Here is an 18190-nt window from a genome sequence, read left to right as displayed (position 1 = left end):
CGACAACATCAAGATGGTTGTTACCCTGATTGCGCCGATCGCGATGGACGACGGCCTGCGTTTCGCTATCCGTGAAGGTGGCCGTACCGTAGGTGCTGGTGTTGTAGCTAAAGTTATCGCTTAATCTTTGGCTTACATAAATAAAGCAAAGCCCCTATAATAGGGGCTTTCTTATGCAGGGGCGTAGTTCGAATTGGTAGAACAGCGGTCTCCAAAACCGATGGTTGCGGGTTCGAGTCCTGCCGCCCCTGCCATATACCTCGTCTCGTACGGGGCTTTTGTGTCTTTGGTTACGTCAGATACAGGTGGGTTGTATGAGTGTTAGTTCTGAGAGCCAGGGCGGAAGCAAGGATACCCTGCTTTGGGGCCTGGTTTTCATTATCCTGGCGGCCGCTGTAGTGGGTAATTACCTGCTCAACGATGTTGTCGCTGCCGTCCGCGCCCTGGGTGTGGTCGTTGTCATTGCTGCTGCCGGTGCAGTAGCCCTGCAAACCACCAAGGGAAAGGCAACACTGGCATTCGCCCGTGAGTCTCGCCTGGAAGTCCGCAAGGTCGTATGGCCGACCCGTCAGGAAGCCATTCAGACAACCCTGATTGTGCTGGCGGTGACCGCCGTGATGGGGCTGCTGCTGTTCGTTCTGGACGGTGCCTTGGTCTGGTTGGTCAACCTGATTACCGGTGTGTAAGGATAAGCCATGACTGAACAACGTGAACAGCGTATGAGATGGTATGTCGTGCAGGCTTTTTCCGGCTATGAAGGCCGTGTAGCCAAGTCCCTGCGCGAACATATCAAGATGCATGGCATGGAAGACATGTTCGGTGAAGTACTGGTCCCGACCGAAGAAGTGGTCGAGATGCGTGCTGGCCAGAAGCGCAAGAGTGAGCGCAAGTTTTTCCCGGGTTATGTCCTGGTCCAGATGATCATGGATGAAACCACATGGCACCTGGTGCGTAACGTACCGCGTGTCATGGGCTTCATCGGCGGTACTTCCGACCGTCCGGCACCGATCTCCGACAAAGAGGCCGATGCCATCCTGAACCGTCTGCAGGATGCCCAGGACAAGCCGCGTCCGAAAACCCTGTTTGAACCGGGTGAAATGGTGCGGGTTGCCGATGGTCCGTTTGCCGACTTCAACGGTACCGTTGAAGAGGTAGATTATGAGAAGAGCCGCGTGAAGGTCTCTGTACTGATCTTCGGTCGTTCTACTCCTGTTGAACTGGATTTTGGTCAGGTCGAAAAAGGCTGATTGAATTCTGTACGTTTAACGGTTGTCAGGGGTAGCGAATATCTCTATAATTCGCTGCCCCTTTATTAGTTGGGGAGCCGTTTGCAGGAGCAAGTCTCCGAGGCGCTAGAACCCATTTTTGAGGTATTTTCCTAATGGCTAAGAAAGTCACAGCTTATATCAAGCTGCAGGTTGCTGCTGGTGCAGCCAACCCGTCTCCTCCCGTTGGTCCTGCACTGGGTCAACACGGTGTTAACATCATGGAATTCTGTAAGGCGTTCAACGCTCGTACAGAGAAGCTGGAAAAAGGTTCACCGACTCCGGTCGTGATCACCGTTTACAGCGACCGTTCCTTCACCTTCGAAACCAAGACTCCGCCTGCTTCCTTCCTGCTGAAGAAAGCTGCTGGCATCAAGTCTGGTTCTTCCAAGCCGAACAAAGACAAGGTTGGTAAGGTGACCGTTGCTCAGCTGCAAGAAATCGCCAAGACCAAAGAGCCGGATATGACTGGTGCCGATTTGGATGCAAAAGTACGTTGCATCGCAGGCTCCGCTCGTTCCATGGGTCTGGTAGTGGAGGATTAAGACAATGGCTAAACTTTCCAAGCGTATGCGCGTTATTCGCGAAAAAGTTGACGGTACCAAAGAGTACTCCATCAACGAAGCCATTGCCCTGCTGAAAGAACTGGCTACCGCCAAGTTCGTTGAAAGCGTTGACGTTGCTGTCAACCTGGGTATCGACGCTCGTAAATCTGACCAGAACGTACGTGGTGCTACTGTACTGCCGCACGGTACCGGTCGTGATGTACGCGTTGCCGTATTTACTCAAGGTGCCAACGCCGAAGCAGCAAAAGCTGCCGGTGCTGACCTGGTAGGTATGGATGACCTGGCCGATCTGGTTAAGAAAGGCGAGATGAACTTCGACGTAGTTATCGCATCCCCGGATGCAATGCGCGTTGTTGGTCAACTGGGTCAAATCCTGGGCCCGCGCGGCCTGATGCCGAACCCGAAAGTTGGTACTGTAACTCCTAACGTTGCCGAAGCTGTCAAGAACGCCAAGGCTGGTCAGGTTCGTTACCGTAATGACAAGAATGGTATCATCCATACCACTCTGGGTAAGGTTTCTTTCAACGAAGTTCAGCTGAAAGAAAACTTGGAAGCTCTGCTGGTTGCCCTGAAAAAAGGCAAGCCCTCTTCCGCCAAAGGTCAATTCATCAAGAAAGTCAGCATCTCCACCACCATGGGTGCCGGTGTTGCCGTAGACCAAGCTTCTCTGGAAGCTCAGGCCTAATTGATGGGTTTTACAAGGCGCAAAATTTAATCTATAATTTTGCGCCTTGATTGGTTGGGGGTTTCGACCTCCGTCCAAGACCGCAGGAGGCTGCAAAGCCTTAATGTTTCCTGCGTAGACGGTGCCGGAAACCCAGCGAGAAAGATTCTTTCTCTTCTGGAATCCTGCTACCGCATCGTTCCCCTCTGTTGTAAAGGTAGGGGGGATGTGTCAGTACTGGGTCAATAGACCCGGATTCAATCCAGGAGTTAAGCCAATGGCATTGGGACTCGAAGACAAAAAGGCAATTGTTGCTGAAGTCAACGAAGCTGCCAAAGGCGCTCTTTCTGCAGTTGTTGCCGATTCTCGCGGTGTAACTGTAGACAAGATGACCGTCCTGCGTAAAACCGCTCGTGAAGCCGGTGTGTACATGCGCGTTGTGCGTAACACCCTGCTGCGTCGCGCGGTAGAAGGTACCGAATACGAGTGCCTGAACGACGCATTTACCGGTCCTACCTTGATTGCTTTCTCTAACGAACACCCGGGCGCTGCTGCTCGTCTGTTCAAAGAGTTTGCCAAAGCGAACCAAAAGTTCGAAATCAAGGCTGGCGCTTTTAACGGTGAGTTTATCGCCGCAGCACAAATTGATCGTCTGGCCACGCTGCCGACTTACGAAGAAGCAATTGCGAAGTTGATGGCGACTATGAAAGAAGCCTCTGCTGGCAAGCTGGTTCGTACTATCGCTGCTGTTCGCGACCAGAAACAAGCTGCTGCTTGATTCTCGCCTATTTAGGCTGTTTGAGTTTATTCAACATCAGGAATTTTTGTCATGTCTATCACTAAAGACCAAATCATCGAAGCCGTTGCTTCCATGTCCGTAATGGAAGTTGTTGAGCTGATCGAAGCTATGGAAGAGAAGTTCGGTGTTTCTGCCGCTGCTGCCGTAATGGCTGGCCCGGCTGCTGCTGAAGCAGTAGAAGAGAAGACCGAGTTCGACGTAGTTCTGACTGCTGCTGGCGCCAACAAAGTTGCCGTTATCAAAGCCGTTCGTGGCGCTACCGGTCTGGGCCTGAAAGAAGCCAAAGATCTGGTAGAAGCTGCTCCGGCTAACCTGAAGGAAGGCGTGTCCAAGGACGAAGCTGAAGCTCTGAAGAAAGAGCTGGAAGCTGCCGGTGCTTCTGTTGAGATCAAATAATCTGCATTTATGTAGATTAGCCTGATAAAACAGGCTAGGGCTGGTGAATTTTTGTTCACCAGCCTTTTTGCGCTGTAGACTGAGAGCATTTCACACCGTTTACGACTCTCGGTGCACCAGCAATCCGGACTGTCTTCTTTCGTCCGGGCCAACACAAAACGGTGTTGAGACAGAGCTGTCCCGCGGGACAGAGTGGGTCACTTATCAGCGAGCTGAGGAACCCTATGGTTTACTCTTATACCGAAAAAAAACGCATTCGTAAGGACTTCGGTAAGCGAGACCAGGTACTGGACACGCCTTATCTGTTGTCCATTCAGCTGGACTCCTTCAAGCAGTTCATCGAGGCTGACCCGGAAGGTGAATATGGCCTAGAGGCCGCTTTCCGTAGCGTTTTCCCGATCACCAGTTACTCCGGTAGTGCTGAGCTTCAGTATGTCAGCTATCGCCTGGGTGAGCCGGTATTTGACGTAAAAGAATGCCAGATCCGTGGAGTGACCTACTCCGCGCCGCTGCGTGTCAAGCTTCGTATGGTTCTGTACGACCGTGAAGCAGCTGCCGGCACCGTCAAAGACATCAAGGAACAAGAAGTATACATGGGCGAAATTCCGCTCATGACCGAGAACGGCACCTTTGTTATCAATGGTACCGAGCGGGTTATCGTCTCCCAGCTGCACCGCAGCCCGGGCGTCTTCTTCGACCACGATAAAGGCAAAACTCATTCATCCGGTAAGGTACTGTATAACGCTCGCGTTATCCCCTACCGTGGCTCCTGGCTGGACTTCGAGTTCGATGCGAAAGACAACCTGTTTGTCCGTATCGACCGTCGTCGCAAACTGCCAGCATCCATTATTCTGCGCGCCCTGGACTTCACTTCCGAACAAATCCTGGCCACCTTCTTCGAGACCATCGGTTTTGAAGTAAAAGATGGCAAGTTGATGATGGATCTGGTGCCGGAGCGTCTGCGTGGTGAAACTGCGACCTTTGACATCGTGGCCAATGGCGCCGTGGTAGTTGAGACCGGTCGTCGTGTGACTGCGCGTCACATTCGTCAGTTGGAAAAAGATGCCGTTACCCAGATTGAGGTACCGGTTGAGTATGTTGTTGGCAAAGTTGCTGCCAAGGACTACGCACATCCGCAAACTGGCGAGATGGTCGTGACCGCCAACCAGGCGCTGAGCCTGGAAGCGATCGCCAACCTGTCCCAGGCCGGCTTCAAGCATTTCGAGGTTCTGTTCACCAACGAACTGGATCACGGTGCTTACATGTCCGAGACCCTGCGTGTCGACTCCAGCTCCAACCGTTTGGAAGCGCTGGTCGAGATCTATCGCATGATGCGTCCGGGCGAGCCGCCTACTCGCGAAGCTGCAGAACAGCTGTTCGAAAACCTGTTCTTCTCCGCCGAGCGTTACGACCTGTCTACCGTAGGTCGGATGAAGTTCAACCGCCGTCTGGGTCGTGAAGACGAGACTGGCGCGGGTGTACTGACCAAAGACGACATCGTCGATGTGATGAAGCGCCTGATCGACATCCGTAACGGTAACGACGAAGTGGACGATATCGACCACTTGGGTAACCGTCGTATCCGTTCTGTCGGTGAAATGGCTGAAAACCAGTTCCGCGTCGGCCTGGTGCGTGTCGAGCGTGCGGTCAAGGAGCGTCTCTCCCTGGGCGATCTGGACACTCTGATGCCGCAGGATCTGATCAACGCCAAGCCGATCTCCGCCGCAGTCAAAGAGTTCTTTGGTTCCAGCCAGCTGTCCCAGTTTATGGACCAGAACAACCCGCTCTCCGAAGTGACCCACAAGCGTCGTATCTCCGCGCTGGGCCCGGGCGGTTTGACTCGTGAGCGTGCCGGCTTTGAAGTCCGAGACGTACACCCGACTCACTACGGTCGTCTGTGCCCTATCGAGACTCCTGAAGGTCCGAACATCGGTCTGATCAACTCTCTGTCCGTGTACTCTCGTACCAACGAGTACGGTTTCCTCGAGACCCCGTACCGTAAGGTCATTGACGGTGTGATCACCGACGAAGTGGACTACCTGTCTGCTATTGAAGAAGGCAAGTACGTGATCGCACAGGCTAATGCCGCGACCACCGAAGATGGCCGTCTGAAAGATGAATTGATCCCGTGCCGTCACAAAGGTGAATCCACCTTTATGAACGCCGACCAGATCCAGTATATGGACGTGAGCCCGCAGCAGATCGTATCTGTGGCAGCGGCTCTGATCCCGTTCCTGGAACACGATGACGCGAACCGCGCATTGATGGGTTCAAACATGCAACGTCAGGCTGTACCGACTCTGCGTGCTGACAAGCCGCTGGTAGGTACCGGTATGGAACGCGCTGTGGCCGTTGACTCCGGTGTAACCGTAGTAGCCAAGCGTGGCGGCGTAATCGACTATGTCGATGCCTCCCGTATCGTCCTGAAGGTCAATGAAGATGAGCTGATGCCAGGCGAAGCCGGTATCGACATCTACAATCTGACCAAATACACCCGTTCCAACCAGAACACCTGTATCAACCAACGTCCTTGCGTGATGTTGGGTGAGCCGGTCATGGCTGGCGACGTACTGGCTGACGGCCCGTCCACCGACCTAGGTGAACTGGCGCTGGGTCAGAACATGCGCGTCGCGTTCATGCCGTGGAACGGTTACAACTTCGAAGACTCGATCCTGGTGAACGAGCGTGTTGTTCAGGAAGATCGCCTGACCACCATCCATATCCAGGAACTGGCCTGTATCTCCCGTGACACCAAGCTGGGTCCGGAAGAGATCACTGCTGACATCCCGAACGTGGGTGAAGCCGCTCTGTCCAAGCTGGACGAGTCCGGTATCGTCTACGTGGGTGCCGAAGTGAAGGGCGGCGACATTCTGGTCGGTAAGGTAACCCCAAAAGGTGAAACCCAGCTGACGCCGGAAGAGAAGCTGCTGCGCGCCATCTTCGGTGAGAAGGCGTCCGATGTGAAGGACTCCTCCCTGCGTGTACCGAACGGTGTGTACGGTACCGTGGTTGACGTGCAAGTCTTTACCCGCGATGGCGTGGAAAAAGACAAGCGCGCCAAAGAAATCGAAGAGATGCAGCTGAAGGAAGCGAAGAAGGACTTGACCGAAGAGTTCAAGATCCTGGAAGACGGCATTTTCGGCCGCTCCCGCAACCTGCTGCTGGCCGCCGGTTACAGCGAAGATCGTCTGAACAAGCTCGATCGCTCCAAGTGGTTTGAACTGGCCATCGAAGACGAAGGCAAGCAGACCGAACTGGAACAGATCGCTGAACAGCACGTTGAGCTGAAAGCCGAGTTCGACAAGAAATTCGAGAACAAGCGTCGCAAGATTATCCAGGGTGATGATCTGGCGCCGGGCGTACTGAAAATCGTCAAGGTTTATCTGGCAGTCAAGCGTCGCATCCAGCCGGGTGACAAGATGGCGGGCCGTCACGGTAACAAGGGTGTTATCTCCAAGATCTGTCCGGTCGAGGATATGCCTCATGACGAGTTCGGCCGTCCGGTCGACATCGTACTGAACCCGTTGGGCGTACCATCCCGTATGAACATCGGTCAGATCCTCGAAGTGCACCTGGGCCTTGCGGCCAAGGGTATCGGCGAGAAGATCGATCGCATGGTCAAAGAGCAGCGCGAGCTGCACGAGATGCGCAACTTCCTGCAACAGGTCTATGACCTGGGCGAGAAGGACACCCAGCAAGTGAACATCGCCGAACTGTCTGACGACGACGTACGTACCCTGGTGGGTAACCTGCGTAAGGGTCTGCCGGTTGCTACTCCAGTGTTTGATGGTGCCAAAGAGCGCGAAATCAAAGCCCTGCTGAAGCTGGCCGATCTGCCGGAATCCGGTCAGATTGATCTGTTCGACGGCCGTACCGGTAACCGCTTCGAGCGTAAAGTAACCGTTGGTTACATGTACATGCTCAAGCTGAACCACCTGGTCGACGACAAGATGCACGCGCGTTCTACCGGTTCTTATAGCCTGGTTACCCAGCAGCCGCTGGGTGGTAAGGCTCAGTTCGGTGGTCAGCGTTTCGGTGAGATGGAAGTGTGGGCCCTGGAGGCTTACGGTGCGGCATATACCCTGCAGGAGATGCTGACCGTCAAGTCTGACGATGTGAATGGCCGTACCAAGATGTACAAGAACATCGTGGATGGCGACCACCGTATGGAGCCGGGCATGCCCGAATCCTTCAACGTATTGCTGAAGGAAATCCGCTCTCTGGGTATCAACATCGAGCTGGACGAAGAGTAAGAGCTCGCTCTTATTGTTCGAGAATTGACGTGGGCGCCCCGCTGTTTTGGCAGCCGGGGCGCCGAGGTTAGACTCCTGACAGGGGAAACACGTGAAAGACTTACTCAAGTTTTTGAAGGCTCAGACCAAGACCGAAGAGTTTGACAGCATCAAGATCGGTCTGGCCTCTCCTGACATGATCCGCTCCTGGTCATTCGGTGAGGTCAAAAAGCCTGAGACCATCAACTACCGGACTTTCAAGCCGGAGCGTGATGGTCTGTTCTGCGCCCGTATCTTCGGACCGGTGAAGGACTACGAGTGTCTGTGCGGCAAGTACAAGCGCCTGAAACACCGTGGTGTGATCTGTGAGAAGTGCGGCGTTGAAGTGACCCAGACCAAGGTCCGTCGTGAGCGTATGGGCCACATCGAGCTGGCCAGCCCGACTGCCCACATCTGGTTCCTGAAGTCCCTACCGTCCCGTATCGGCCTGCTGCTGGACATGACCCTGCGCGACATCGAACGCGTGCTCTACTTCGAATCTTTCGTAGTTATCGAGCCGGGCATGACCAACCTCGAACGCAGCCAGATGCTCTCTGAAGAGCAGTACCTGGATGCGCTGGAAGAGTGGGGCGACGAATTTGACGCCAAGATGGGTGCCGAAGCAATCCTGGCATTGCTGCGCGCCATCGATCTGGAAGGTGAAGTCAAAGCGATGCGTGAGGAGCTGGATCAGACCAACTCCGAGACCAAACGCAAGAAGACCACCAAGCGTCTGAAGCTGATGGAAGCTTTCCTGCAGTCCGGCAACAAGCCGGAGTGGATGATCATGACAGTGCTGCCCGTGCTGCCGCCGGACCTGCGTCCGCTGGTACCGCTGGACGGCGGTCGTTTCGCGACTTCCGATCTGAACGATCTGTACCGTCGCGTGATCAACCGTAACAACCGCTTGAAGCGTCTGCTGGATCTGGCGGCTCCGGACATCATCGTGCGCAACGAAAAGCGTATGCTGCAAGAGTCCGTCGATGCGCTGCTGGATAACGGCCGTCGCGGTCGTGCCATCACCGGTTCCAACAAGCGCCCGCTGAAATCCCTGGCCGACATGATCAAGGGTAAGCAGGGTCGTTTCCGTCAGAACCTGCTCGGTAAGCGTGTCGACTACTCCGGTCGTTCCGTTATCACCGTAGGCCCGACTCTGCGTCTGCATCAGTGCGGTCTGCCGAAGAAGATGGCGCTGGAACTGTTCAAGCCGTTCATCTATGGCAAGCTGGAAACCCGCGGTCTGGCGACCACTATCAAGGCCGCCAAGAAGATGGTGGAGCGCGAAGAAGCTGTCGTTTGGGATATCCTGGACGAAGTTATCCGCGAACATCCGGTTCTGCTGAACCGTGCACCGACTCTGCACCGTCTGGGTATCCAGGCATTCGAACCGACTCTGGTCGAAGGCAAGGCAATCCAGCTGCACCCGCTCGTTTGTGCTGCGTATAACGCGGACTTCGATGGTGACCAGATGGCGGTTCACGTACCGCTGACCCTGGAAGCCCAGCTGGAAGCGCGTGCGCTGATGATGTCTACCAACAACATCCTGTCGCCAGCCTCCGGTGAGCCGATCATCGTTCCTTCTCAGGACGTGGTCTTGGGTCTGTACTACATGACCCGCGCCCGCATCAATGCGAAGGGTGAAGGTATGGTGCTGTCCGGCCCGAAAGAGGCCGAGAAAGTGTACCGTGCTGGTCTGGCCGACCTGCATGCTCGCGTCAAGTGCCGCATCACCGAGTACGTGAAGAACGAAGACGGTGAGCTGGTTGCCAAGACCGAGATGAAGAACACCACCGTTGGTCGTGCGATCCTGAGCCTGATCCTGCCGAAAGGTATGGAATACGCCCTGATCGACGAGCCGAAGGTGCTGACTGCTGCCGAGCAGGCCGATCTGGAAGCCAATCCGCAGAACTGGATCAAATGCGTATCCAACAAGGCGCTGGGCAAAAAGCTCATCTCCCGTCTGCTGAACACCTGCTATCGCAAGCAGGGGCTGAAGGACACCGTTATCTTCGCTGACCAGCTGATGTATACCGGTTTCCACTACGCGGCGCTGTCCGGTGCTTCCGTTGGTATCGATGACATGGTCATCCCGGATGCCAAGAAAGACATCATCGCGTCTGCCGAAGCCGAAGTTGCCGAGATCCAGGACCAGTTCCTGTCAGGTCTGGTAACTGCGGGCGAACGTTACAACAAGGTTATCGATATCTGGGCCAGCGCCAACGAGCGCGTCTCCAAGGCCATGATGGAGAACTTGTCCAAAGAGCGTAACGTCAACTCGCTGGGTGAAGAAGAAGAGCAGGCCTCGTTCAACAGCATCTTTATGATGGCCGACTCTGGTGCGCGTGGTTCCGCCGCCCAGATCCGTCAGCTGGCCGGTATGCGTGGCCTGATGGCCAAGCCGGATGGCTCCATCATCGAGACCCCGATCATCGCGAACTTCCGCGAAGGTCTGAACGTACTGCAGTACTTTATCTCTACCCACGGTGCTCGTAAGGGTCTGGCGGATACTGCACTGAAGACTGCGAACTCCGGTTACCTGACTCGTCGTCTGGTAGACGTGGCGCAGGACATGGTGATCACCGAGGACGATTGCGGCACTACCGACGGTCTGTGGATGACTCCGCTGATCGAGGGTGGCGACGTGGTCGAGCCGCTGCGTGAGCGCGTGCTGGGTCGTGTGGTGGCAGAAGATGTCATCAAGCCGGGTACCGAGGACGAGATCCTGGTTGCTCGCAACACCCTGCTCGACGAGCAACTGTGTGACCTGCTGGAACGCAACTCCGTTGACCGTGTGAAGGTACGTTCTGCCATCACCTGTGAAACCGACTTCGGTAACTGTGCTCACTGCTACGGCCGTGATCTGGCCCGTGGTCACCTGGTTAACAAGGGTGAGGCTGTCGGTGTTATCGCCGCCCAGTCCATCGGTGAACCGGGTACCCAGCTGACGATGCGTACGTTCCACATCGGTGGTGCTGCATCTCGTGCCGCTGCTGAAAGCAGCATCCAGGTCAAGAACACAGGTACCATCAAGCTGCAGAACGCCAAGTTCGTTCACAACAGCGATGACAAACTGGTTATCACCTCACGTTCTACCGAACTGACCATCATGGACGACATGGGCCGTACCAAGGAGAGCCACAAGCTGCCTTACGGTTCTGTGCTGGAAGTGAAGGACGGCCAGGCCGTGAGTGCTGGCGAGACCGTTGCCAATTGGGATCCGCACACCCACCCGATCATCACCGAAGTGGCAGGTCGCCTGCAGTTCGAACACATGATCGATGGTGTGACCATCACTCGTCAGACCGACGAGCTGACCGGTCTCTCTTCTATCGTTGTTCTGGACGTCAACGAGCGTCCGAGCGCCGGTAAAGAGATGCGTCCGACCGTTAAACTGGTCGACCTGAACGGCAAAGACGTGATGATCCCGGGTACCGATGTCGCCGCCCAGTACTTCCTGCCGGGCAAGGCGATCGTGAACCTGGAAGATGGTGCCAACGTGGGCGTGGGTGACGCGGTAGCGCGTATCCCGCAAGAGTCCGGCGGTACCAAGGACATCACCGGTGGTCTGCCGCGCGTTGCGGATCTGTTCGAAGCACGTCAACCGAAGGAACCGGCAATTCTGGCCGAGATCTCCGGTACCATCTCCTTCGGGAAAGAGACCAAGGGCAAACGCCGTCTGGTCATCACCCCGACCGATGGTGGCAACGTCTACGAAGAGATGATTCCGAAGTGGCGTAACCTGAACGTGTTCGAAGGTGAAAAAGTTGAGAAGGGTGAAGTGCTGGCGGACGGTCCTGAGTCTGCTCACGACATCCTGCGTCTGCGCGGTATCAGCCCGGTCGCCAACTACATCGCCAACGAAGTGCAGGACGTTTACCGTCTGCAAGGCGTTAAGATCAACGACAAGCACATCGAAGTCATCGTTCGTCAGATGCTGCGCAAGTGCGAGATCCTGAGCGCTGGCGATACCGATCTGATCGAAGGCGAACAGGTTGAAGTTGCTCGTGTGAAGATTGCCAACCGTAAGCTGGTTGCCGAGGGCAAGACCCCTGCGACCTACCGTCATGTACTGATGGGTATTACCAAGGCATCTCTGAGCACCGAGTCCTTCATCTCCGCGGCTTCCTTCCAGGAAACCACTCGCGTTCTGACCGAAGCCGCCGTTGGTGGCAAGCGTGACGAACTGCGTGGCCTGAAAGAGAACGTCATCGTGGGTCGTCTGATCCCGGCTGGTACCGGCTTTGCCTACCACCATAGCCGGATCAACCAGCGTGCTGCCGCAGCTCGTGCTGTTGGTACCCCGCAGGTGACCGCTGATGAAGCAGAGCAGAACCTGGCGGATCTGCTGAACGCAGCCGGTAGCTTCGACGAAGAGTAACTCGTCATCCGTGATTGAAAAGGGCTCCTTCAAGGAGCCCTTTTTGTTGGCCAATTCCTCGGCAAAGGTAGACGCAGCGCGGGTTTCAGGATGATCCAGAGCAAAGTTGTAGAGTAAAAAATCAAAAAAAGTTGACTTTACTCCCCTGCAATTTAAAACTCGGGAAAGTTGAATGGTTATTACAGGGGTAGAACATGACTGTCGGTATCGAGGAAGCCATGCTTCCCGAAGAACAGCTGATCAGCCGCACTTTTACAGATGAAGACAGGGAATTGTTGCGCTCATACGATGGGCTCATCGATGGCTTGGCCGAGCTGTTCGGCAAGCATTGTGAAGTGGTACTCCACTCCCTGGAAAATCTGCACGAGTCGGTGATCAAGATCGCCAACGGCTTCAATACCGGACGCACCCTCGGGGCGCCCATCACCGATCTCGCCCTGCGCATGCTCAAGGACATCGAGAGCACCGGCCAGGATTACACCCAGAGCTATTTCGCTCGCAGCCGTACCGGCGCGCTGATGAAGTCGAGCACCATCGCCATTCGCAACAGCGAGCGGCAAGTAGTGGGGCTTATCTGCATCAACCTGCACATCAATGCGCCTTTCCACGAGTTCGTGGCCGAATTTTTCCCGACGCCCCAGCAGGCGGCGCGTCAGTCACCAGAGACCTTCGCCAACAGTGTGGAAGAGCTGGTTGCCCAGACGGTGGATAACACCATCGACGAGATCAATCGCGATCCCACCGTGGCCAACAATGCCAAGAATCGCTTCATCGTGACCCAGCTGTTCGAGAAGGGCATTTTCGACATCAAGGATTCGATCAATCTGGTGGCGGACAAACTCAATATTTCAAAACATACCGTTTATCTTTACATCCGACAGCGCAAGCAGGGTGAAGACGAGAACGAGTAACTCATTCCAGAAGGGGATAGATGAATGGCTAAAGAAGTGATTGCAACCGACAAGGCGCCTGCCGCGATTGGTCCGTATGTTCAGGCTACCAAGGTTGGCGAGATGATCTTCACCTCCGGGCAGATCCCGCTCGATCCTGCCACCATGGAAATCGTGGCTGGCGGCATTGAAGAGCAGGCCGAGCGGGTGATGAAGAATCTGATTGCCGTGTTGCACGCTGCGGGTGCCGATGCCAGCAAAGTGGTCAAAACCACCTGCTTCCTGAGCGACATGAACAACTTCGTTGCCTTCAATCAGGTCTATGCCCGTTACTTTGGCGATGCGGCGCCAGCTCGCTCCTGCGTAGAGGTGGCCCGTCTGCCGAAAGATGTGCTGGTCGAGGTCGAGGCGATTGCCCATCTCTGATCAACAGATCGAATCAAGCCCCTCCTGGCAGGGGCTTTTTTGTTTTTGGCGTAAAATGGACCGGGTCAGCACAGGAGTCCTGCTATGAGTCTGAGTTTTGCCATCCTGGTCACGGGGCCTGCCTATGGCACCCAGTCGGCCAGCACCGCCTATCGTTTTGCCCGCACCTTGTTGGCACAGGGGCATACCTTGTCCCACCTGTTCTTCTATCAGGACGGGGTCTGCAACGGCAACGGTTTGCATCTGCCTGCATCCGATGAGACTGACCTGGTGCGTCTGTGGCGAGAGCTGGCGGAAGAGCAGGGGATCGGTATCGACGTCTGTGTCGCCGCCGCCATGCGGCGCGGTGTGCTCGATGAACAGGAAGCCAAGGGGGCAGGGCTGGAGCACTTCAATCTGCAAGCGCCATTTTGCCTGAGCGGTCTGGGCCAGTTGGCCGAGGCGGCGCTCACCGCCGATCGGCTGGTTCAGTTCTAGGGGGAGTCATGAGCAAGAAAATTGCCTTTATCTGCAGTCGTGGCCCCCATGGCCATGCCGCCGGTCGGGAAGGGTTGGATGCCATGTTGGCCACCTCGGCCATGACCGATGAGCTGGCCCTCTTCCTGATTGGGGACGGCGTGCTGCAACTGCTCAAGGAGCAGCAGCCAGCCGCCATTTTTCAACGCCACTACGCGCCCACCTTCAAAATGCTGGAACTCTACGACATCGAAGAGGTCTATGTTTGTGCTGACTCGCTGGCAGAGCGTGGCGTGACAGTGGATGATCTGCTGATCCCCGTCGAGAGTTTGCCGCGCCAGGAACTGGCTCGGCGCTGGGCACAATGTTCGACTCACATCAGCTTTTGAGGTCTCCATGTTGCATCTGATATTGAACTCTCCCTTTCAGACTCAGGCTCTGGCAGAGGCGCTCTCATATCTTCAGCCCGAGGATGAGCTGGTACTGATGCAGGATGCCGTGATTGCGGCATCGGCTCCCCAGTGGAGCGCGCGGCTGGCGGGTATCCCGCTTTATGTGATGCAGGAAGATCTGCAAGCTCGCGGTTTGCAGCATCGGGTGGGCAATGTGCTCGATATGGCGGGTCTGGTGGCACTGATTGCGCAAAAAGGTTCTCCGCGCACCTGGGGTGGCTGAGAAGCATATTTTCAAGAAAATTCAAGGTGATGTTGTGAAATCAAACGGATCCGAATTGCCCTTTTGTGACGCAAATTGTATAAATCTTGACTCCCCAGACAACAGGGCATAAAATTTCGCGTCCCCGTATCTGCGGGGAGGATTTTCCACACGTTTATGAAGTCATTATCAGGAGCCTTTTGATGGCAACTATTAACCAGTTGGTTCGCAAGCCACGCATCAAGCTCGTTGTGAAAAGCAACGTGCCGGCGCTGGAAGCGTGCCCTCAGAAGCGTGGCGTATGCACTCGTGTATATACCACCACCCCGAAGAAGCCTAACTCTGCACTGCGTAAAGTGTGCCGTGTACGTCTGACCAACGGCTTCGAAGTCACCTCCTACATCGGTGGTGAAGGTCACAACCTGCAAGAGCACTCTGTTGTTCTGATCCGTGGCGGTCGTGTAAAAGACTTGCCAGGTGTTCGTTATCACACCGTTCGTGGTGCGTTGGACTGTGCCGGTGTTAAAGACCGTAAGCAGGCTCGCTCCAAGTATGGCGTGAAGCGTCCTAAAGCTTAATGGTTCTCCGTTAAGTAAGGCCAAACGTTAATTCGTTTCTAGTTAGATAGCTTTCTAGTTTTGGGTAATCCCTGAAGTTACGGAGAATTTGAAATGCCAAGACGTCGTGTTGTTGGTCAGCGTAAAATCCTGCCAGATCCCAAGTTCGGATCAGAGCTGCTGGCTAAATTTGTCAACGTAGTAATGGTTGACGGTAAGAAATCTGTTGCAGAAGCCATTGTTTATGGCGCCCTGGACATCATTGCCACCAAATCTGGCAAAGAGCACCTGGCCGTATTCGAAGAAGCTCTGGATAACATTCGTCCGGCGGTCGAGGTTAAATCTCGTCGCGTCGGTGGTGCAACCTATCAGGTGCCGGTAGAAGTTCGTCCGGTGCGTCGCAATGCCCTGGCAATGCGCTGGTTGGTTGATGCCGCTCGTAAACGTGGTGAAAAATCAATGGCTCAGCGTCTGGCTGGCGAGCTGCTGGATGCCGCTGACAATAAGGGTTCGTCTGTCAAGAAACGTGAAGACGTTCACCGTATGGCTGAAGCGAACAAAGCCTTCGCTCACTTCCGCTGGTAATCCGCTTGCGCAGGGTCTTCTGACTCTGCGCACCTTTAATTATCTAGGGACAAGCGCCTTAGTAAGAGGATGACAATGGCTCGTACAACCCCCATTGAGCGTTATCGTAACATCGGTATCTCCGCTCACATTGACGCCGGTAAGACTACTACTACCGAGCGTGTACTGTTTTACACCGGTGTAAGCCACAAAATCGGTGAAGTTCACGATGGCGCTGCCACCATGGACTGGATGGAACAGGAACAAGAGCGTGGTATCACCATCACCTCAGCCGCGACCACTGCTTTCTGGTCCGGTATGGGTAAACAGTTCCAACCGCACCGTATCAACATCATCGATACCCCCGGCCACGTTGACTTTACTATCGAAGTAGAGCGCTCCATGCGTGTTCTGGACGGTGCCGTGATGGTTTACTGTGCCGTAGGTGGCGTACAGCCACAGTCTGAAACCGTATGGCGTCAGGCTAACAAGTACAAGGTTCCCCGTATCGCGTTCGTCAACAAGATGGACCGTACCGGTGCCAACTTCCTGCGTTGTGTTGAGCACATCAAGACCCGTCTGAAAGGCAACCCGGTTCCGCTTCAGCTGAACATCGGCTCTGAAGAGAACTTCAAGGGTGTTGTTGACCTGATCAAGATGAAGGCCATCAACTGGAACGAAGCTGACCAGGGCGTCACCTTCGACTACGAAGATGTGCCGGCCGAGCTGCTGGAACAGGCGCAAGAAATGCGCATGAATCTGGTTGAAGCCGCTGCTGAAGCGTCTGAAGACCTGATGGAAAAATACCTGGGCGGCGAAGAGCTGACCGAGGAAGAGATCAAGAAAGCTCTGCGTCAGCGCGTGCTGAACAACGAAATCATCCTGGTAACCTGTGGCTCCGCGTTCAAGAACAAGGGCGTACAGGCAATGCTGGATGCGGTTGTTGAGTACCTGCCTGCTCCGACCGACGTAGCTGCTATCGACGGCCTGAAGATGGACGGCGAGACCAAAGACGAGCGTCATGCTTCTGATGACGAGCCGTTCTCTGCTCTGGCGTTCAAGATCGCTACCGACCCGTTCGTTGGTAACCTGACCTTCTTCCGCGTCTACTCCGGTGTTGTTAACTCCGGTGACTCCGTGCTGAACTCCGTCAAGGACAAGCGCGAGCGTTTCGGCCGTATCGTTCAGATGCACGCCAACAAACGTGAAGAGATCAAAGAAGTTCGCGCAGGTGACATCGCTGCTGCCATCGGTCTGAAAGACGTGACCACTGGTGACACCCTGTGTGACGAAAAAGCGCCGATCATCCTCGAGCGTATGGAATTCCCGGAGCCGGTCATCTCCATCGCGGTTGAGCCGAAAACCAAGGCTGACCAGGAGAAGATGGGTCTGGCACTGGGCCGTCTGGCTCAGGAAGACCCGTCCTTCCGCGTATGGACTGACGAAGAGTCTGGCCAGACCATCATCGCCGGTATGGGTGAGCTGCACCTGGACATCATCGTTGACCGTATGCGTCGCGAGTTCAAGGTTGAAGCCAACGTAGGTAAGCCGCAGGTTGCCTACCGCGAAACCATCCGCGCCACCGTTAAAGACATCGAAGGCAAGCATGCCAAGCAGTCTGGTGGTCGTGGTCAGTACGGTCACGTTGTGATCGACATGTACCCGCTGGAAGAAGGCAAGGGTTACGAGTTCGTCAACGACATCAAAGGCGGTGTCATTCCTGGCGAATTCATCCCGGGCGTTGACAAAGGTATCCAGGAGCAGCTCAAATCTGGTCCGCTGGCTGGTTACCCGGTTATGGATCTGGGCGTGCGTCTGCACTTCGGTTCTTACCACGATGTCGACTCTTCCGAACTGGCGTTCAAGATCGCTGCTTCCATGGCATTCAAGGCTGGCTTCATGAAGGCCAACCCGGTTCTGCTCGAACCGATCATGAAAGTAGAAGTCGAAACTCCGGAAGATTACATGGGCGACGTTATCGGTGACCTGAACCGTCGTCGCGGCCTGATCGAAGGTATGGAAGACGGTCCGTCTGGCAAGATTGTTCGTGCCATGGTTCCGTTGGCCGAGATGTTCGGTTACGCCACTGACCTGCGTTCTGCCACTCAGGGGCGCGCCTCCTACGCAATGGAATTCGGTAAGTACGCTGATGCCCCGAACAACATTGCTCAGGCTGTGATCGAAGAGCGCAAATCCAAGTAATTTAAGATTCCCCGCCTACGACGGTAGGCGGGTTTAACCTAGAAGGACTACGTCGTGTCTAAAGAAAAATTTGAGCGTAATAAACCGCACGTAAACGTCGGC

The 18190-nt window shown here is 55.1% G+C and carries 16 protein-coding genes, 1 tRNA gene and 1 pseudogene; all 18 read left to right on the top strand.

Going from position 1 to position 18190, the window contains the following annotated elements:
• A pseudogene (gene tuf / locus LRL22_RS20295) lies at positions 1 to 124 on the top strand (elongation factor Tu); the annotation flags it as partial.
• A gap of 53 nt (positions 125 to 177) precedes the next feature.
• Positions 178 to 254 (top strand) — tRNA-Trp (locus LRL22_RS20290).
• Positions 255 to 314: 60 nt separating this feature from the next.
• The gene (gene secE, locus LRL22_RS20285; protein ID WP_005306322.1) at positions 315 to 686 is read left to right on the top strand and encodes a preprotein translocase subunit SecE; all 372 of its coding nucleotides are present in this window, start codon (positions 315 to 317) and stop codon (positions 684 to 686) included.
• A gap of 9 nt (positions 687 to 695) precedes the next feature.
• The gene (nusG, locus tag LRL22_RS20280; RefSeq protein WP_425292790.1) at positions 696 to 1247 is read left to right on the top strand and encodes a transcription termination/antitermination protein NusG; all 552 of its coding nucleotides are present in this window, start codon (positions 696 to 698) and stop codon (positions 1245 to 1247) included.
• Between the two features lie 134 nt (positions 1248 to 1381).
• Complete coding sequence (rplK, locus tag LRL22_RS20275; RefSeq protein WP_005339887.1) at positions 1382 to 1810, top strand: 50S ribosomal protein L11; 429 nt, start codon at positions 1382 to 1384, stop codon at positions 1808 to 1810.
• Between the two features lie 4 nt (positions 1811 to 1814).
• Positions 1815 to 2516: a 50S ribosomal protein L1 gene (gene rplA / locus LRL22_RS20270; RefSeq protein WP_005339888.1), complete on the top strand. Its 702-nt coding sequence runs from the start codon at positions 1815 to 1817 to the stop codon at positions 2514 to 2516.
• 256 nt (positions 2517 to 2772) lie between these two features.
• On the top strand, positions 2773 to 3273 hold the full coding sequence (gene rplJ, locus LRL22_RS20265; protein WP_005339895.1) for a 50S ribosomal protein L10: 501 nt from the start codon (positions 2773 to 2775) through the stop codon (positions 3271 to 3273).
• 51 nt (positions 3274 to 3324) lie between these two features.
• Positions 3325 to 3690, top strand: coding sequence for a 50S ribosomal protein L7/L12 (gene rplL / locus LRL22_RS20260; protein ID WP_005306304.1), 366 nt, complete (start codon positions 3325 to 3327; stop codon positions 3688 to 3690).
• 224 nt (positions 3691 to 3914) lie between these two features.
• The gene (rpoB, locus tag LRL22_RS20255) at positions 3915 to 7943 is read left to right on the top strand and encodes a DNA-directed RNA polymerase subunit beta (RefSeq protein WP_005339897.1); all 4029 of its coding nucleotides are present in this window, start codon (positions 3915 to 3917) and stop codon (positions 7941 to 7943) included.
• Positions 7944 to 8034: 91 nt separating this feature from the next.
• Positions 8035 to 12339, top strand: coding sequence for a DNA-directed RNA polymerase subunit beta' (gene rpoC / locus LRL22_RS20250; RefSeq protein WP_270906242.1), 4305 nt, complete (start codon positions 8035 to 8037; stop codon positions 12337 to 12339).
• Between the two features lie 194 nt (positions 12340 to 12533).
• Positions 12534 to 13250 (top strand): helix-turn-helix transcriptional regulator, encoded by a 717-nt coding sequence (locus LRL22_RS20245; protein WP_005339902.1) that lies wholly within the window; start codon positions 12534 to 12536, stop codon positions 13248 to 13250.
• A gap of 24 nt (positions 13251 to 13274) precedes the next feature.
• Positions 13275 to 13655 (top strand): RidA family protein, encoded by a 381-nt coding sequence (locus LRL22_RS20240; RefSeq protein ID WP_227341805.1) that lies wholly within the window; start codon positions 13275 to 13277, stop codon positions 13653 to 13655.
• A gap of 84 nt (positions 13656 to 13739) precedes the next feature.
• Positions 13740 to 14132, top strand: coding sequence for a sulfurtransferase complex subunit TusD (gene tusD, locus LRL22_RS20235; protein ID WP_270906241.1), 393 nt, complete (start codon positions 13740 to 13742; stop codon positions 14130 to 14132).
• 8 nt (positions 14133 to 14140) lie between these two features.
• On the top strand, positions 14141 to 14500 hold the full coding sequence (gene tusC, locus LRL22_RS20230) for a sulfurtransferase complex subunit TusC (RefSeq protein WP_042054811.1): 360 nt from the start codon (positions 14141 to 14143) through the stop codon (positions 14498 to 14500).
• A gap of 7 nt (positions 14501 to 14507) precedes the next feature.
• A complete protein-coding gene (gene tusB / locus LRL22_RS20225; RefSeq protein ID WP_042054812.1) occupies positions 14508 to 14786 on the top strand; it encodes a sulfurtransferase complex subunit TusB in 279 nt (92 codons plus the stop codon).
• A gap of 182 nt (positions 14787 to 14968) precedes the next feature.
• On the top strand, positions 14969 to 15343 hold the full coding sequence (gene rpsL, locus LRL22_RS20220; protein ID WP_005306278.1) for a 30S ribosomal protein S12: 375 nt from the start codon (positions 14969 to 14971) through the stop codon (positions 15341 to 15343).
• Positions 15344 to 15436: 93 nt separating this feature from the next.
• Entirely contained in the window at positions 15437 to 15907 is a 471-nt protein-coding gene (rpsG, locus tag LRL22_RS20215) for a 30S ribosomal protein S7 (protein ID WP_005339911.1), read from the top strand.
• 75 nt (positions 15908 to 15982) lie between these two features.
• Positions 15983 to 18088, top strand: a complete 2106-nt coding sequence (gene fusA, locus LRL22_RS20210) for an elongation factor G (protein WP_270906240.1) — start codon at positions 15983 to 15985, stop codon at positions 18086 to 18088.
• Positions 18089 to 18190 lie beyond the last annotated feature (102 nt).

The sequence above is a fragment of the Aeromonas sp. PI_26 genome (genome assembly GCF_027854445.1).
Classification (GTDB): Bacteria; Pseudomonadota; Gammaproteobacteria; order Enterobacterales; family Aeromonadaceae; genus Aeromonas; species Aeromonas veronii.
This window is presented reverse-complemented; position numbering and strand designations above follow the sequence as displayed.

Coding starts and splice junctions, on each gene's coding strand:
- tusB (WP_042054812.1), top strand. CDS start 14,508: ATGTTGCATCTGATATTGAACTCTCCCTTTCAGACTCAGGCTCTGGCA.
- LRL22_RS20245 (WP_005339902.1), top strand. CDS start 12,534: ATGACTGTCGGTATCGAGGAAGCCATGCTTCCCGAAGAACAGCTGATC.
- LRL22_RS20240 (WP_227341805.1), top strand. CDS start 13,275: ATGGCTAAAGAAGTGATTGCAACCGACAAGGCGCCTGCCGCGATTGGT.
- rplK (WP_005339887.1), top strand. CDS start 1,382: ATGGCTAAGAAAGTCACAGCTTATATCAAGCTGCAGGTTGCTGCTGGT.
- rpsG (WP_005339911.1), top strand. CDS start 15,437: ATGCCAAGACGTCGTGTTGTTGGTCAGCGTAAAATCCTGCCAGATCCC.
- rplA (WP_005339888.1), top strand. CDS start 1,815: ATGGCTAAACTTTCCAAGCGTATGCGCGTTATTCGCGAAAAAGTTGAC.
- tusD (WP_270906241.1), top strand. CDS start 13,740: ATGAGTCTGAGTTTTGCCATCCTGGTCACGGGGCCTGCCTATGGCACC.
- rplJ (WP_005339895.1), top strand. CDS start 2,773: ATGGCATTGGGACTCGAAGACAAAAAGGCAATTGTTGCTGAAGTCAAC.
- rplL (WP_005306304.1), top strand. CDS start 3,325: ATGTCTATCACTAAAGACCAAATCATCGAAGCCGTTGCTTCCATGTCC.
- rpsL (WP_005306278.1), top strand. CDS start 14,969: ATGGCAACTATTAACCAGTTGGTTCGCAAGCCACGCATCAAGCTCGTT.
- fusA (WP_270906240.1), top strand. CDS start 15,983: ATGGCTCGTACAACCCCCATTGAGCGTTATCGTAACATCGGTATCTCC.
- secE (WP_005306322.1), top strand. CDS start 315: ATGAGTGTTAGTTCTGAGAGCCAGGGCGGAAGCAAGGATACCCTGCTT.
- tusC (WP_042054811.1), top strand. CDS start 14,141: ATGAGCAAGAAAATTGCCTTTATCTGCAGTCGTGGCCCCCATGGCCAT.
- nusG (WP_425292790.1), top strand. CDS start 696: ATGACTGAACAACGTGAACAGCGTATGAGATGGTATGTCGTGCAGGCT.
- rpoB (WP_005339897.1), top strand. CDS start 3,915: ATGGTTTACTCTTATACCGAAAAAAAACGCATTCGTAAGGACTTCGGT.